This window comes from Natrononativus sp. DTA114, assembly GCF_059736515.1.
The window spans coordinates 1,002,216-1,015,352 of the sequence record NZ_JCASSN010000003.1; the positions used below are offsets into that span (position 1 = coordinate 1,002,216).

15 protein-coding genes are annotated in these 13,137 nt (G+C 67.3%); 11 read left to right on the plus strand and 4 right to left on the minus strand.

The genetic code is table 11. The features are described from left to right. The first annotated feature begins 104 nt into the window (after nucleotides 1-104). Entirely contained in the window at nucleotides 105-1,433 is a 1,329-nt protein-coding gene (locus AC6I6S_RS15395) for a metallophosphoesterase (RefSeq protein WP_497951351.1), read from the plus strand. Nucleotides 1,434-1,525: 92 nt separating this feature from the next. Here AC6I6S_RS15395 and AC6I6S_RS15400 read toward each other — a convergent pair whose 3' ends face one another. Further along, entirely contained in the window at nucleotides 1,526-2,281 is a 756-nt protein-coding gene (locus AC6I6S_RS15400; protein ID WP_497951353.1) for a sugar phosphate isomerase/epimerase family protein, read from the minus strand. Between the two features lie 195 nt (nucleotides 2,282-2,476). Here AC6I6S_RS15400 and AC6I6S_RS15405 point away from each other — a divergent pair, with 195 nt between their 5' ends. From AC6I6S_RS15405 to AC6I6S_RS15415, 3 genes are all read left to right on the plus strand, one after another. Next, nucleotides 2,477-3,346, plus strand: a complete 870-nt coding sequence (locus tag AC6I6S_RS15405) for an NOP5/NOP56 family protein (RefSeq protein WP_497951354.1) — start codon at nucleotides 2,477-2,479, stop codon at nucleotides 3,344-3,346. Next, the gene (locus tag AC6I6S_RS15410; RefSeq protein WP_497951355.1) at nucleotides 3,339-3,977 is read left to right on the plus strand and encodes a fibrillarin-like rRNA/tRNA 2'-O-methyltransferase; all 639 of its coding nucleotides are present in this window, start codon (nucleotides 3,339-3,341) and stop codon (nucleotides 3,975-3,977) included. The genes AC6I6S_RS15405 and AC6I6S_RS15410 overlap by 8 nt, the downstream gene beginning before the upstream one ends. A gap of 121 nt (nucleotides 3,978-4,098) precedes the next feature. Then, a complete protein-coding gene (locus AC6I6S_RS15415) occupies nucleotides 4,099-4,644 on the plus strand; it encodes a hypothetical protein (protein ID WP_497951357.1) in 546 nt (181 codons plus the stop codon). Between the two features lie 69 nt (nucleotides 4,645-4,713). Here AC6I6S_RS15415 and AC6I6S_RS15420 read toward each other — a convergent pair whose 3' ends face one another. Next, on the minus strand, nucleotides 4,714-6,426 hold the full coding sequence (locus AC6I6S_RS15420; protein ID WP_497951358.1) for an inositol monophosphatase family protein: 1,713 nt from the start codon (nucleotides 6,424-6,426) through the stop codon (nucleotides 4,714-4,716). A gap of 109 nt (nucleotides 6,427-6,535) precedes the next feature. Between AC6I6S_RS15420 and AC6I6S_RS15425 the strand changes: the two genes are divergently transcribed. From AC6I6S_RS15425 to AC6I6S_RS15440, 4 genes are all read left to right on the plus strand, one after another. Further along, nucleotides 6,536-6,985 (plus strand): CBS domain-containing protein, encoded by a 450-nt coding sequence (locus tag AC6I6S_RS15425; RefSeq protein ID WP_497951359.1) that lies wholly within the window; start codon nucleotides 6,536-6,538, stop codon nucleotides 6,983-6,985. A gap of 130 nt (nucleotides 6,986-7,115) precedes the next feature. After that, the gene (locus AC6I6S_RS15430; protein ID WP_497951361.1) at nucleotides 7,116-8,198 is read left to right on the plus strand and encodes a glutamate--cysteine ligase; all 1,083 of its coding nucleotides are present in this window, start codon (nucleotides 7,116-7,118) and stop codon (nucleotides 8,196-8,198) included. 61 nt (nucleotides 8,199-8,259) lie between these two features. Beyond that, nucleotides 8,260-8,841: a helix-turn-helix domain-containing protein gene (locus tag AC6I6S_RS15435; RefSeq protein ID WP_497951363.1), complete on the plus strand. Its 582-nt coding sequence runs from the start codon at nucleotides 8,260-8,262 to the stop codon at nucleotides 8,839-8,841. 91 nt (nucleotides 8,842-8,932) lie between these two features. Continuing rightward, a complete protein-coding gene (locus tag AC6I6S_RS15440; RefSeq protein ID WP_497951364.1) occupies nucleotides 8,933-9,181 on the plus strand; it encodes a hypothetical protein in 249 nt (82 codons plus the stop codon). A 6-nt stretch (nucleotides 9,182-9,187) separates the two neighbouring features. Here AC6I6S_RS15440 and AC6I6S_RS15445 read toward each other — a convergent pair whose 3' ends face one another. Next, on the minus strand, nucleotides 9,188-10,294 hold the full coding sequence (locus AC6I6S_RS15445; RefSeq protein ID WP_497951365.1) for a M24 family metallopeptidase: 1,107 nt from the start codon (nucleotides 10,292-10,294) through the stop codon (nucleotides 9,188-9,190). A 106-nt stretch (nucleotides 10,295-10,400) separates the two neighbouring features. On the opposite strand from AC6I6S_RS15445, the gene AC6I6S_RS15450 reads away from it, so the two are divergent. Next, on the plus strand, nucleotides 10,401-11,267 hold the full coding sequence (locus tag AC6I6S_RS15450) for a COX15/CtaA family protein (protein ID WP_497951367.1): 867 nt from the start codon (nucleotides 10,401-10,403) through the stop codon (nucleotides 11,265-11,267). A gap of 24 nt (nucleotides 11,268-11,291) precedes the next feature. On the opposite strand, the gene AC6I6S_RS15455 is transcribed toward AC6I6S_RS15450, so the two are convergent. Next, on the minus strand, nucleotides 11,292-11,780 hold the full coding sequence (locus tag AC6I6S_RS15455) for a metal-dependent hydrolase (RefSeq protein WP_497951368.1): 489 nt from the start codon (nucleotides 11,778-11,780) through the stop codon (nucleotides 11,292-11,294). A gap of 113 nt (nucleotides 11,781-11,893) precedes the next feature. Here AC6I6S_RS15455 and AC6I6S_RS15460 point away from each other — a divergent pair, with 113 nt between their 5' ends. Further along, a complete protein-coding gene (locus tag AC6I6S_RS15460) occupies nucleotides 11,894-12,463 on the plus strand; it encodes a peroxidase-related enzyme (RefSeq protein WP_497951370.1) in 570 nt (189 codons plus the stop codon). A 60-nt stretch (nucleotides 12,464-12,523) separates the two neighbouring features. Then, nucleotides 12,524-13,114: an AsnC family transcriptional regulator gene (locus AC6I6S_RS15465; RefSeq protein WP_497951371.1), complete on the plus strand. Its 591-nt coding sequence runs from the start codon at nucleotides 12,524-12,526 to the stop codon at nucleotides 13,112-13,114. The last annotated feature ends 23 nt before the right edge of the window (nucleotides 13,115-13,137 follow it).

The window sequence follows — 13,137 nt, forward strand, 5'->3', positions numbered from 1 at the left end:
TCGTGAGCCATACACCCGTAAAATCCGTAACGGAGCAGGCAGGCGCGTACCTTCTCAGCGACAGGTTAACCCACTATAGCTCTCGGCGGTGAACGGCTGACACGATGACCGATACCGCCGATCCGATCTACTACGTGATCAGTGACCTCCACATCGGCGGCGACGAACAGCTAGGTGAGATCGACTTTCTCGAGGAACTGCTCGGTTTCCTCGAGCGCCTCGAGACGACCGACGAGAGCGCGGAGCTGATCATCAACGGGGACCTGTACGGCCTGTGGGAGTTCACCGAAGTGGACGGGATGGCAAAGCTCGACGTCCTGACCGAGCGCTACCCCGAACTGTTCGCACAGCTGCGTGCGACGGGCGAGGCAATACCGATCACGCTGTTGCCCGGCAACCACGACAACGAACTCACGGCCTACAACGAGTACCGCGAGCGATTGGCCCGGTATAACGTCGATCTCGTCAACGACAGATCAATCACGCGACCGGTCGGCGATCGAACCGTTCACTTCGAACACGGCCACCAGCGCGACCCCAACAACCGGTTCGAGGACGTCGGAAACCCGTACGAGACGCCGCTCGGCTACCACTACAACACGCTCGTGACGAGCCGGGCGGGCCGACTTTCGGACCGGGGGCGGTACAACTGGCTGAAGGACGTCCAGGCGGTCACCCCGACCGAACGGGTGCCTCGGTGGCTGCTCTCGAAGTACTTCTACCGGGAGATGAACCCGCTCCTGCGGTACGCCCTACTCCCGTTCTTGCTGGTGTTCAACGGGAGTGTCGTCCTGGCCGTGTTGGCCGGGCTGGACATCGCTGGCGTCTGGACGATGCCGGTCGAAACGGCCGATGCGGCGCTCGCCCGGTTGGGGCTGGTCGGGGAAGCGGTCCACTTCCTGCTCGTCGTCACCGCTGCGGTCGCCGGCGTCCTCCTGCTGGCCGGCATCCCCGTCTATCTCATCCTCCGTGATCTGGAAGAAACCGCCGCTCGGTTCGGCGTGCTCGAGACGGATCTCACGGTCGATCCGAACGAGCCGTACGTGGCGGCCGCTCGCGAGATCTTCGACGACCACCCCGAGACGGCGGTTTTCTGTTACGGCCACACGCACCGGCCGGGTGTGCTCGAGGTCGACGACAGGCTGCTCGTCAACACCGGGACGTGGCTGAAGCGTCTCCACCGGCGCGACGTCGTCGCCGGCGTGCTCCCGCCCGTGTTCTACCCGTCGTATCAGCTCTGTGTCGTCCGGATCAGCGCTGCTACCGACGGTGTGGCGGTCGAGTACGAGGAGATCGAGAAACGAAGTCCCACTGTCGAGGAGATCACGCGCACCGAGCGCCTTCTCACGCTGGGTCGAGAACCGAACCCGGAACTCCCCGGCAGATCGGTCGTTAGTGACGATCCGAACGCGCCCGCAACCACGAGCGAATAGCCCCAATACGGGCCGCACGAACCCGGTACCCGGCGTCTACACTCGACACAGTGGCGTCTGGTGGCGCTGACGACGGTTGCGGGCGGGCCGGGTCAGCCCGACTCGCCGAGAACGTCGGTCACGCGACCGGCGGTATCGGTCAGGAGCGCCACGTCGTCGGTGAACACCTCCACGGCGACGGTGCCGTCGAACCCCTCGAGCCGATCCGTGAGGGGGGAGTAGTCGATTTCGCCGGCGCCGATCGGGATGTGAGTGTCGCCGCGGCTACGGGCGTCGTGGACGTGGAGGTGCGAGATCAGGTCGGCGTATCCCCGCAGGAACCGCTCGACGCCGTCGTTGCCGTCCTCCATGTAGGCGTGGCCGACGTCGAAGCAGACCGCCGTCTCCGTCTCGCCCGCGATGTCACCCAGGACGGAAAGGGGGAAGCCGTGCTTCTGGTGGCCGACGTTCTCGAGGACGACCTCGACGCCCGCCGCCTCGCCGGCCTCGTCGATCGCGCGCACCTGCTCGGCGAACGCCGGACGGAGGTCCGTCTCGTGGGGGTTGCGGGCCGTACCGTGGAGGACCGCCTTCTCGGCGCCGACGCTGCCGGCCCACTCGAGCAGGCGCGTCTGATGGGCGACGATAGCGTCGTTGATCTCGGGAACCGGCGTGACCGCCACCTGTTTGAACGGGAGGTGGACGCAGAGATCCGTCGCGGTGGCGTCGAGCGCCTCTCGGAGGTGGTCGTCGTCGATATCAGTCACGGGATCGACCCCTTCGCTGAGCCCGAACTCCACGAAGTCGAAGTCGGTACCGGTCGCTTCGAGTCGCTCGCTCGAGTCTCCGACGGTGACGCCGATATCCATACCGAACGTAGCCGCCGGCGAATAATGAGTTCTCGGGCGCGGTGATACACAGCTGCGGGGAAAACGTATTGTCACCGGTTCGACCAGTGTCCGATATGGTGGACGTCGACAACCCCCTCGAGTCGGTACCAGTCCCAACCCGCTCGACCAGTTCAGAGCGGGGCGTTTAATCGCCGCGGCGAGAAAGGAGACGGTATGACAGACACCGATGGATGGTTCGCCGACGACGGCGACCCCATCGACGCCGGGGCGACCGACGAACTCACCGACAGGATTCGTGAGGGCACCGCCGAAACCCCTCGAGCGTGGCCCGAGATCGCCGTCGAGGCCGGCTTTTCGGCCGACGAGGACGCCTACTACGACGCGCTCCACGAGGCGTCGATGGCCGCGACTCGAGGCGCAGTCACCGACCGTGAGCGGGCAGACGACCGCCAGTTAGTCCACGCCGTTCGCGCGATGGACGACTGCGGGCGGACCGCGAACGAGCTCGCCGAACGCCTCGCCGAATGGGCCGGAACCGTCGACGAGGAGGCCGGAACCGGCGTCTCGTACGCGCGCGAACTGGCTGGTCGAGAACCCGCCCCCGGCCAGAAGCCGATTCACTCGCTCGCAGGGCGCGTCGCGGACCTCGCCGACGAGGCCGACGACCTCCGGGAGTTCGTCGAAACGCGGACGCCGACCGTCGCGCCGAACCTCTCGGCGCTCGCCGGCCCCGTGCTCGCCGCGCGGCTCATCTCGCTTGCCGGCGGCCTCGAGTCCCTCGCCAAGAAACCAAGCGGCACGGTCCAGGTCCTCGGTGCAGAGGACGCGCTGTTCGCCCACCTCGAGGGCCACGCTCCCTCGCCCAAACACGGGATCATTTACACTCACGACGGCGTCCGCGGCACCCGCCCCGAGGACCGCGGCTCGGCGGCCCGCGCCGTCGCCGGCAAACTCGCCATCGCCGCTCGGGTCGATCACTACTCGGGAGAACTGCGACCGGAACTCGAGGCTGAACTCGCCGAACGCCTCGAGACGATCCAGGCACGGGCCACCGCGGATTCGGGAGGTGACGACGATGAGTGACCTCCCCGCGGGGGTCGAACGCCGCGAGATCGACGGGACAGAGCGTCTCGCCACCCGGGGAGAGCCGGTGTACGGCGAACCGACCGATGGTGAGTGGCGCGCCTGGAACCCGCACCGCTCGAAACTCGGCGCGATGCTCGAGTCGGAGATGGAGACGGGACTCGAGGGCGACGAGACGGTGCTCTACCTCGGCGCGGCGAGCGGAACGACGGTGAGCCACGTCGCCGACTTCGCGGGGCCGACCTACGCGGTGGAGTTCGCCCCTCGGCCCGCACGGGACCTGCTCTCTGCGGCCGAACCGCGCCCGCAGTTGTTCCCGCTGCTGAAGGACGCCCGCAAACCCGAAACCTACGCCCACGTCGTCGAGTCCGGCGTCGACGTCATCGTTCAGGACGTCGCGACCCGCGGCCAGGCGAGAGTCGCCCTCGAGAACCGCCGGTTTCTCGCCGACGACGGCCGCCTGCTGCTCGCGGTGAAAGCCCGCAGCGAAGACGTCACCCGCGACCCCGAGGACGTGTTCGATGCGGTTCGGGCGGAACTCGAAGCCGATGGCGGGTACGAGGTGCTCGAGACCCGTCGACTCGACGACTACCACGTCGACCACCTTGGAATCGTCGCACGACCCGCCTAAAGCGGTCGCTTGCGGAAAACCCGGTACCGTTCCGCCGTTCACCGATTCGGGGGACGGGTTACTGTGAGTCGTCGATATATCAGTGCCAACGTTTCTTGTGCTGTACGGACAACAGCCAGGTATGTCTGGCAACGAGGATACCGACGGTTCGACGACGGATTCGAACTCCGAAATCGACCGATCGGACGGACGAGCGAATCCATCGGGCACCGGGCCGGGTGGTCCTGACGCGACCGACGGCTTCGTCCCGGCGACCGTCGAAGACACCAGCGGCTACGGGCTTTCGCTCACGCTGGTCGGGGGCGTGCTGCTCGCACTCGGGTACTACGGCTACGTCGCCGTAACCGGTCCGCAGACGCTCGGCCAGGCCATCCCCGGTCCGTTTTACCTTCTGGTGTTCGCACTCCTGTTCGTCCTCGAACTGTTTCAGAGCCGCGAGCGCGGCGGGATGGCGGTGGTCCGGGCCACCGCTCTGGCGCTCTTTTACGGCGGACTCGCCGCGTTCGCGATCGAGGGGAGCGTCTACCTCTGGAACGATCCCGGAGCGGCGCTCGAGGGGTTCGTCGGGATCACCGTGCTGGCGGTGTCGCTGATCGTCGCGGCCCTGGCGTACTTCCTCTATCTCTCCGCGGTCGAATCGGGCGTGACGGGAAGGTGGAGCGGGTAGCCCCTCGACCCCGTCGCGTTCTCGTAGGCAGTCGGATACTGGCACCGTTCTATCGCCTACCGCTCGTTTTCACATGTCGACGACGCCGTCCTCCAGGTGCTCGAGGAGGACCGGATGGAGCGGCCCGTTCGAGCCGAGGAGCATCTTCCGACTTCCCGTTTCGAAGTCGAAGGTGAACGGGTCGCCCGCCGCGTTGGTGATCCGCGCCCCGGCCGCACGAGCGATCACCAGCCCCGCGGCGACGTCCCAGGGGTAGGTGTCGTACTCCCAGACAGCATCCGCGCTGCCGCTGGCGAGATAACAGAGGTTGAGCGCCGCGGAGCCAAGTCGGCGGACGCCCCGGGCCTCCTGGTAGAAGTTCGAGAGAAAGGAGCCGTCCGGATCGTACCCCGAGAGGAGCATGCTCTCGTCGAGCCGGTCCCGGTCAGTCGTCGCGAGCGGCGTCCCGTTCTCGGTCGCTTCGCCGCCGGCAACCGCGCTGAACAGTTCGTCGGTTTCGGGGACGTAGACGACGCCGACGACGGGGTACCCGTCGTCGACGAGGGCGATCGACACCGCGTAATTCGGGTTCCCGTGGGCGAAGTTCCCCGTCCCGTCGAGGGGGTCGATCACCCAGGTGTACGGGCTGTCCGCCTCGATCCGACCGCTCTCCTCCGAGAAGATGCCGTGATCGGGGAACTCGTTCGCGATGGCGGTCGTGATGATCCGGTTGGCCTGGTGGTCGGCCTCGGTGACGATGTCGGCCTTGTCGGTCTTGACGGTGATCGACTCGACGCGGCCGTGGAGTTCTCGCAACGGTTCGCCGGCGCTCTGGGCGACCTCCTCGGCCAGCGTGAGTGCGTCTGCGATCAGGTCCTCGTCTTCACCCTCGTCGCCGATCTCCCGCGAGAACGGCGCCGGCGAAGCGCTCACGTCGGGGCCCTCGTCGTCGCCGTCTCGAACGTCCCAGCCGAGTTTCTTCGTGATCGCCGTAAAGAAGTGGTCGTCGTAGCTGGTCCGGACGATGTGTGCGTAGCGGTCCGCGCCGGTCACGATCACCTCCTCGTTCTCGCGGAGGATCGTGTGCGCTCGGCCGCCGTCGACCAGCAGGCTCGCCCGGCCGCCCGTGATGATCCGCAGCTCCGTCGAGGGTGCCATCACGACCGGGCGCACCCCGAGCTGGTGGGTGTGGAGCGGAACGAGCTGGAGCGACTGGTTGTTCACTGGGTAGTGAACCGGCCCGTTCGCCGACAACGAGAGGCCGGTCGACCCGGTCGGCGTCGACACTGCGAGCCCGGAGCCCTCGAACTCGCCGACGTACTCGTCGTTCGCGAAGACGTGCAGGCGGGTTATCTTGCGGTCGACCGGGTTCTCCGGCAGCACGTGCTCGAGGGTGACGTCGTTGATCCCGGTCGCGTCGACCCCGCGAGCGCTGACGTGGAGCTGCTGGCGGCTGTCGACGACCGCTCGCCCGCGCAAGGCCTCCTCGAGTGCGTCCCCGAGGTCGGCGGGTTCGACGCGCGCGAGAAACGAGAGCGTGCCGGTGTTCACGCCCAGGAGCGGAACTCCGCGCGGGGCGAACGTCTTAATCCCCTCGAGAAACGTGCCGTCGCCGCCGATGGTGACGCCGAGGGTCGGCCGGCTCTCCTCGTAGACGTCGCTGATGTCCTCGCCGACGTCGACGACGGCCAGCCGAAGCGCTCGCTCGTCGGTCCACCGCTCGAGGCGCTCGAGCGCGTCCTCGCTGTCGGGGCTGACGACCGCGATGATCTCGTCCGTCGTCGCTAATCGCCGTCCGTGCATTCGTCTGGAGGTTGGCTCCGCGACGTATTTACCCGCTTGGACTCCGCGGCAGCCGGACCGGGGCTGGGCCAGCGGACGCACTCAAGGGCCTCCGGCTCGTACCGCCAGTATGCCCGTTATCGACATCGCCCGGACGCGCGTGGTGACCGTCGGTCCCGAAACGCCGCTTTCCGAGGTCGTCGAAACTATGCGAACCGAGAGCGTCGGCAGCGTCGTCGTCGCCGAGGACGACGAACCGCGCGGAATCGTCACCGATCGGGACCTCGCGATGGTCCTCCTCTCCGAGGAACCCGACCCGGGAACCCGCGCCGTCGCGGAGCTGCTCGAGGAAGACCTGGACACCGTCACCGCGGACACGGGGATCTACGATCTCGTCGAACTGCTGTCGCGGACCGGTGCTCACCGGGTTCCGGTCGTCGACGAGGACGGGGCGCTCGCCGGCATCGTCTCGCTGAGCGACGTGGTCGTCCTCCTCGGAATGGAGCTCCAGCACGTGGGAAACGCGATCCGGACCGCCTCGCCCGCGTACGAACACGCCGCGACCGACCTGTTCGAGTAATCCCGATCCGGGACGCCAGCCGGCGAGGATCGGCGGGGGTCCGGGCTCCGCCGGAAACCGGCGTGTCGGTGGCTCCCGTTCGCTGCCGACTCCAAACCGTATTTATCTCCGGAGGGAAAACGAGAGAGCGATGGAACGCGGGTCGCCGGAATCGTTTACGGAGATGGGAACCCTGGGTATCGAAGAGGAGTGCTTCGTCGTCGACGAGCACGGTCGACCCACGAGTGGAACCGACGAACTCGTCTACGAACACGAGCCGCCGGCGATCCTCGAGGACCGCCTGGACCACGAACTGTTCAAGACGGTTATCGAAACCCAGACGCCGCTGATCGAGCGGCCCGGCGACGCCCGCGAATCGTTACTCGAGGTCCGCGAGGCGCTCGTCGACCACGCCGAGGCCCACGGCTTCAGGATCGCCGCCGCGGGACTCCACCCGCTCGCGAAGTGGCGCGAACTCGAACACGCCGAAAAGGACCGCTATCGGTCACAACTCGAGCGCATCCAGTACCCCCAACACCGGAACACGACCGCTGGGGTCCACGTCCACGTCGGCGTCGACGACGCCGACAAGGCGGTCTGGATCGCCAACGAACTGCGCTGGTACGTGCCGATCATGCTCGCGCTGTCGGCGAACTCGCCGTACTGGAACGGGTTCGACACCGGCCTCGAGTCCGCCCGTGCGAAGATCTTCGAGGCGCTGCCGAACACGGGCATGCCCACCTGCTTCGAGGACTACGAGGCGTTCGACACCTTCGAGCGTCGAATGCTCGAGTCCGAGGCGATCAACGACCGCGGCGAACTCTGGTACGACGTCCGTCCGCACACCGGCCACGGAACGGTCGAGGTCCGAACTCCGGACGGCCAGGCCGATCCCAACGTCGTCCTCGCGTTCGTCGAGTATACCCACGCGCTCGTGAGCACCCTCGCCGAGGAGTACGAGGACGGCGCAATCGGCTACCGGCACCGGCGGGAACTGCTCGACGAGAACAAGTGGCGTGCGATCCGCCACGGCCACGACGCCTCCTTTATCGCCCGGGATCTCGAGGGGACCGTCGAACTGGGCGAGATCGTCGACCGCGAGTGCGACCGGCTGGGAATCGACGGCATCAGGGGGGTGTTCGACCGCGAGAGCGGTTCGAGTCGCCAGCGCCGGCTGCTCGAGGAGGAGGGGGCCGACGCCCTCTGTGAGTCGCTGTTGCTCGGGGCCGAGTGAACCCTCGAGGGCACCCACAAAGGTTTAACATCGCACAAATCTTCCTCTCACACGAGAGCACATGGCTTCGGACGACACTGACGAGCATCCAGTAAGCGACGACGGCTCGAGACGGACCGACCGGGAGAGACAGCGGACGGATGCCGCAGTCGACGAAGTCGATCAGCGGATCGTCGACCTGCTGTCGTGGATCCTCGACACTGAGACGCGCGCGAAGATTTACGTTCACCTGCTGGCCAATCCGGGAAGTACCTCCGAAGAAGTCGCCCAGGGGACGGGGCTCTATCCGAGCACCGTCCGCGAGGCGCTCGCCGAACTCCACGACGAAGAGCGCGTCGCCCGGGAGAAACGGGCGAGCGAGGGCGCCGGCAACAACCCCTACGAGTACACCGCGATCCAGCCGAGCGAACTCGTCGGCGGCGTCGTCGACCAGGTCCAGCACGAGCTCAACACGATCTTCACCCTCGACCGGCTGTTCGACCGCGACGACGACGAACTCGGAGACGACGGCGTCGAACCGGTGACGATCACCGTCGACGACGACGAACCCGAGGAGGCCGACGTCGTGCCCGGCCGCGACCCGCTGTCCGATGAGGATCTCGAGGACGAGACCGACGACGACCCCGAAACCGGCCCGGAGTAGGAGCCGTCTGTGCAGGGCGGTTTCGTCGGTGAGGCTGTAACGTTTCACCCCACCGATGGCTTTTTCGTATCTCGAACTTACCTATCCGAATATGTCAACAGACGCCATCGTTCACGTCCGCCGGCAACTGCTGATGGGGCTCCTGATCGGGGTGTGTCTCGCCGCAGGGTGGCTGGCGCTGGTCCACGGCGCGTCGCTGCACGTCGGCGCCTCGCCGCTTCTCTGGGCGGCACTCTGGAGCGTTATCGGTTCGCTACTGATTTTGATCGGCTCCGTAACCGCGCACAGAACGTACTGCCAGGGGAACCAGCGGCATCCGACGGCAGCCCGGGCCGACTGAGAACGGTTATTCCGACTCGAGGGAGAGCACCGCCGGCCGCTCGAGTTCGAGGTCGGAGCCGACCGCACGCGCCGTCTCGAGGGGCCAGTCGCCGGTTTCCGTGAGGATCTCGAACGCCTCGCTCCCCTCGGTGTCCTCGACGAGCACCGTATCCTCGCTTTTCGCGCCCTGAATCGTCGGATTCCAGGCGTACGCCATCGGCGCTTCGACGGGGGCCTCGTGGTCAGGGGTCGCGATCCACTCCCGCCCCGCAAAGCCCGCGGCACCGCCCTGGTGGTGATGTTGCCACTCGCCGTCGAACCCGACCGCGTCGTAGGCGTCCTGGATCGCGCCGAAAACGTCGCCGGCCGTCCCACCGCCGGCGGCAGCCTCGCGGGTCGCCGCCAGCGCCGTCGTCTCGACGCGGGCCGCGAGAGCGGTTCGTTCCTCGAGCCACTCGGGCGGGTCGAACGCGACGGTACGGGAACAGCTCGCGTGGAGGCCGTGGCGCTGGGTCGTCACCGACACCAGCGCGTAGTCGCCGAGTTCGGCGTCGGTCGGCGTGTAGTGGCGGTGGCGCTGGGCGCGCTCTGCGCCGCCGACGAGGACGACCGGTGCCTCGATCTTTCGGGCCGTGAGCGCGACCGAGAGCGCGGCGGCGACCTCGTGCTCGCGGTCGCCGGGCTGAAGTTCGCGACAGACCGCTTCGACGGCCGCGGCGGTCTGGCGGGAGAGGCGACGGTAGCGCTCGCGGTCCGTCTCGGTCAGCGGCTGGCGCAGCGGCGTCGGATCGACGCGCTCGAACCCCGGTACGTCGATGTCGGCTGCCGCCGGCCCGTCTACGTATGCCGCGAGCGCCTCGGCGAGTGAGGAGTCGTACCACGGGTAGTTCTCGACCGTGGCGCCCTCGAGGTCCGGCAGTTCTTCTTCCTCGATTCGGTCGGCTTCGATCGTATCCGTCAGAACCGTCACGTCAGTCCCGTCGTAGCCGACGGCCGCGACCCCGGCGTCGGTTTCGCGGTCGACGACGTTGCTGCCGCCGGTGAGCCAGGCGAACGCGTTCGGCCGGGCGAACCAGACGGAGTCCAGCGAGGCGTCCTCGAGAGCGGCCTCGAGTCGCTCGAGTTTTTCCATAGGGGACGCTGGCGGGGCGGGTTCTTGAATCCGGCGGAGGTGGTGTCGCGGGACCGACGACACGGGCAAGATAAGTACGGTCGCTCCCAACCCCCGCTGAATACCCGTGTCGTACGACAGCTACACCTCCGATTCGTCATCGACGCTGGTCGGGCGGTTCGACTTCCGCCATCTCCTGACCCTGACGCTCGTGCTCGTTGCGGCGACGATCCTGCTCGGCGTCGCCGCGCGGGCGACCGGGTCGGGGCTGGCCTGCGAGGCCAACTGGCCCCAGTGTGACGCCGGTCCGTACAACCTGTTCCCGGCGAACCTGCCGAGTTTCTACGAGTGGATCCACCGCTTCGTCGCGATGTTCGCCGGGTTCGCCATCGTCGGTACCGCCGCGGCCGCGGCGCTCGCCTCGAGTGTCGACCGCCGCGTCACCGGACTGGTCGTCGCCGGGATGATCCTCACGCCGATCCAGGTGATCCTCGGCCGCGAGACGGTACTCACCTACGAGATCGAGATCCTCTCGCTGCACTTCTGGACGGCGGTGCTCATCTTCGTGCTGTTCGTCGTGGCGACCGTTCTCGTCTGGGCACCCCGATTGGGGACGTCCCACGTGACACTCGCGCTCGGTGTCGGGGCGATAATGATCCCGCTGCACGTCGCGTTCAGCCCGCTGTTCATCACCGACATCACCGCCTACTCGCCGTCGATCCAGACGACCCAGTACGGCGTCACCCTCGGGCTGCTCGCCGCCGTCATCGTCGCCACGATGGTCGGCTATCGGCGACTCGAGGACCGGCTGCTGGTCGGCCTGCTCCTCTCGCTGCCCGCCCTCGCGCTGCTCGTGCTCTTTCTCGGCCGGCGAGCGGTGATGACGCTCTCGCCGGCGCTCGATCTCGTGTACGTGATGGTCGCTGGCGTCCTGTTCGCAGCGTTCGTCGTCGGAGCGTGGCTCGTTCGGACCGCCGGCGACACCGCAGCCTGACCCACGCCGCCCGCTTCCCGGCGCTTACAGAACGAAGACGATCACACCGACGAGGAGAATCGCCCCGACGCCGAGTGCGAACAGAACGTAGTTCGCGATCGGGTTCGCGGCTCGAGTCAGCGCGACCGTGTACCGGCGGCTCGAGAGCGGCCAGAACGGGCGGATCCCCATCGGGGTGAGGGCGTCGGCGAGCAGGTGCGAGCCGATCGAGAGGGTGCCGACGACGAACGCGAACCCGACGACGCCGACGCCGGCCAACGGCGGAGAGCTACCGACGAACACGGCAGCCGCGGCGGCCACCCCGGCACCGACGAGAACCGCGAACAGGAGCGTATGCGTCGGGCCGCGGTGCTCGATCAGCGGCAGCCGGTGGTCGCAGTCCGGCAGCGTCGAGAGCGAGACACAGACGAGCGCGCCGAGGACTGCGACCAGTTCGTAGCCCGCAAACGCGACGGCGGCACCGAGGGGTGCGTACGCGAGCAGCGACGCACCGTAATGGCCGAGCTGATACATCCAGGGGACGCCATGCACCTGCGTGGCATAAATCCACCGTCAGCCGGGCGGAGCGGTCGTCCGGTGCGACCGGCAGCCGGAACGTTATCGTGCTTGCTATCGTTGTCGTTCGCATGACGGACATCGATCCCATGACGCGGTTTCCGGTGCCGGAGACGGAGTCGCTCCCCGAAGACCTCAGAGAGCGCATCGACGAGGAGACCGAACGCGCCGGCTTCACGCCAAACGTCTTCCTGGCCTACGCCTACCGCCCCTCACACTTCCGGGCGTTCTTCCAGTACTACGACGCGCTCGTCGAGGACACCGAACTCACCCGTCGAGAGATCGAGATGATCATCGTCGCCGTCAGCGGGGCCAACGACTGTTACTACTGTAACGTGGCCCACGGCGCGCTCGTCCGGATCTACGGCGACGATCCGCTACTCGCGGACCAGCTCGTCGCGAACTACCGCAACGCCGACGTCAGCGACCGCCACCGCGCGATGCTCGATCTCGCGGTGAAACTGACGGAAAACCAAGCGGCGGTCGAGGAGGCCGATCTCGCAGACCTCGAGGACCACGGCTTCAGCCGGCGGGCGATCTGGGATATCGGCTCCGTGGCGGCGTTCTTCAACCTCTCGAACCGGATGGCACAGCTGGCCGATATGCGCCCCAACGAGGAGTTTCACAGCCTCGGTCGCTGACGACGACAGCGGGGCCGCGAAAACCCGAACGATAAACGTTCAGGGGGCGAACGGTCGGCTATGCGAACGCTGGACGAGACGGACCTCGAGATCCTCCACCTGCTGGTCGAGGACGCCAGGCGACCGTACAGCGAGATCGCCGACCGGGTCGACGTCTCCGCCCCGACGGTCTCCGACCGGGTCGACCGACTCGTCGACCTCGGTGTCGTCAACGGGTTTACCGTCGACGTCGACCACGCCGCGATTACCGGCGGAATCGACGTTCTGCTGGATCTCGAGTGTCGGCCGGGCGGCGACGACGGCATCGCCGAACGGCTGGCTGCCGCCGACCCCGTCGAGCACGTCTTCACCACGGCCGACGACCGCGTGCTCGCCGTCGCGACCGTTCGACAGGGGCGCGCGAAACGCCTGCTCGAGGAGACTATCGACCTCGAGCGCGTTCGCCGCTATCGGGTGCATCTGCTCGAGGATCGGACGTGGACGCCCGCCGTCGGCACCCCGGACCTCGCGCTCTCGTGTGCCGAGTGTGAGAACCCGGTCGACGCGGACGGCGTCTCGAGCCGGATCGACGGCGATCTGTACCACTTCTGCTGTCCGACCTGCCGGTCGACGTTCGAAGAGCGCTACGAGCGGTTCGCCGACTCCGCGTGACGACCGCGGGAGCTTTTTCGCTT

Bases quoted from the DNA above. Each gene is read 5' to 3' on its own strand.
- AC6I6S_RS15395 (WP_497951351.1), top strand. From the start codon at position 105: ATGACCGATACCGCCGATCCGATCTACTACGTGATCAGTGACCTCCAC.
- AC6I6S_RS15400 (WP_497951353.1), bottom strand. From the start codon at position 2,281: ATGGATATCGGCGTCACCGTCGGAGACTCGAGCGAGCGACTCGAAGCG.
- AC6I6S_RS15405 (WP_497951354.1), top strand. From the start codon at position 2,477: ATGACAGACACCGATGGATGGTTCGCCGACGACGGCGACCCCATCGAC.
- AC6I6S_RS15410 (WP_497951355.1), top strand. From the start codon at position 3,339: ATGAGTGACCTCCCCGCGGGGGTCGAACGCCGCGAGATCGACGGGACA.
- AC6I6S_RS15415 (WP_497951357.1), top strand. From the start codon at position 4,099: ATGTCTGGCAACGAGGATACCGACGGTTCGACGACGGATTCGAACTCC.
- AC6I6S_RS15420 (WP_497951358.1), bottom strand. From the start codon at position 6,426: ATGCACGGACGGCGATTAGCGACGACGGACGAGATCATCGCGGTCGTC.
- AC6I6S_RS15425 (WP_497951359.1), top strand. From the start codon at position 6,536: ATGCCCGTTATCGACATCGCCCGGACGCGCGTGGTGACCGTCGGTCCC.
- AC6I6S_RS15430 (WP_497951361.1), top strand. From the start codon at position 7,116: ATGGAACGCGGGTCGCCGGAATCGTTTACGGAGATGGGAACCCTGGGT.
- AC6I6S_RS15435 (WP_497951363.1), top strand. From the start codon at position 8,260: ATGGCTTCGGACGACACTGACGAGCATCCAGTAAGCGACGACGGCTCG.
- AC6I6S_RS15440 (WP_497951364.1), top strand. From the start codon at position 8,933: ATGTCAACAGACGCCATCGTTCACGTCCGCCGGCAACTGCTGATGGGG.
- AC6I6S_RS15445 (WP_497951365.1), bottom strand. From the start codon at position 10,294: ATGGAAAAACTCGAGCGACTCGAGGCCGCTCTCGAGGACGCCTCGCTG.
- AC6I6S_RS15455 (WP_497951368.1), bottom strand. From the start codon at position 11,780: ATGTATCAGCTCGGCCATTACGGTGCGTCGCTGCTCGCGTACGCACCC.
- AC6I6S_RS15460 (WP_497951370.1), top strand. From the start codon at position 11,894: ATGACGGACATCGATCCCATGACGCGGTTTCCGGTGCCGGAGACGGAG.
- AC6I6S_RS15465 (WP_497951371.1), top strand. From the start codon at position 12,524: ATGCGAACGCTGGACGAGACGGACCTCGAGATCCTCCACCTGCTGGTC.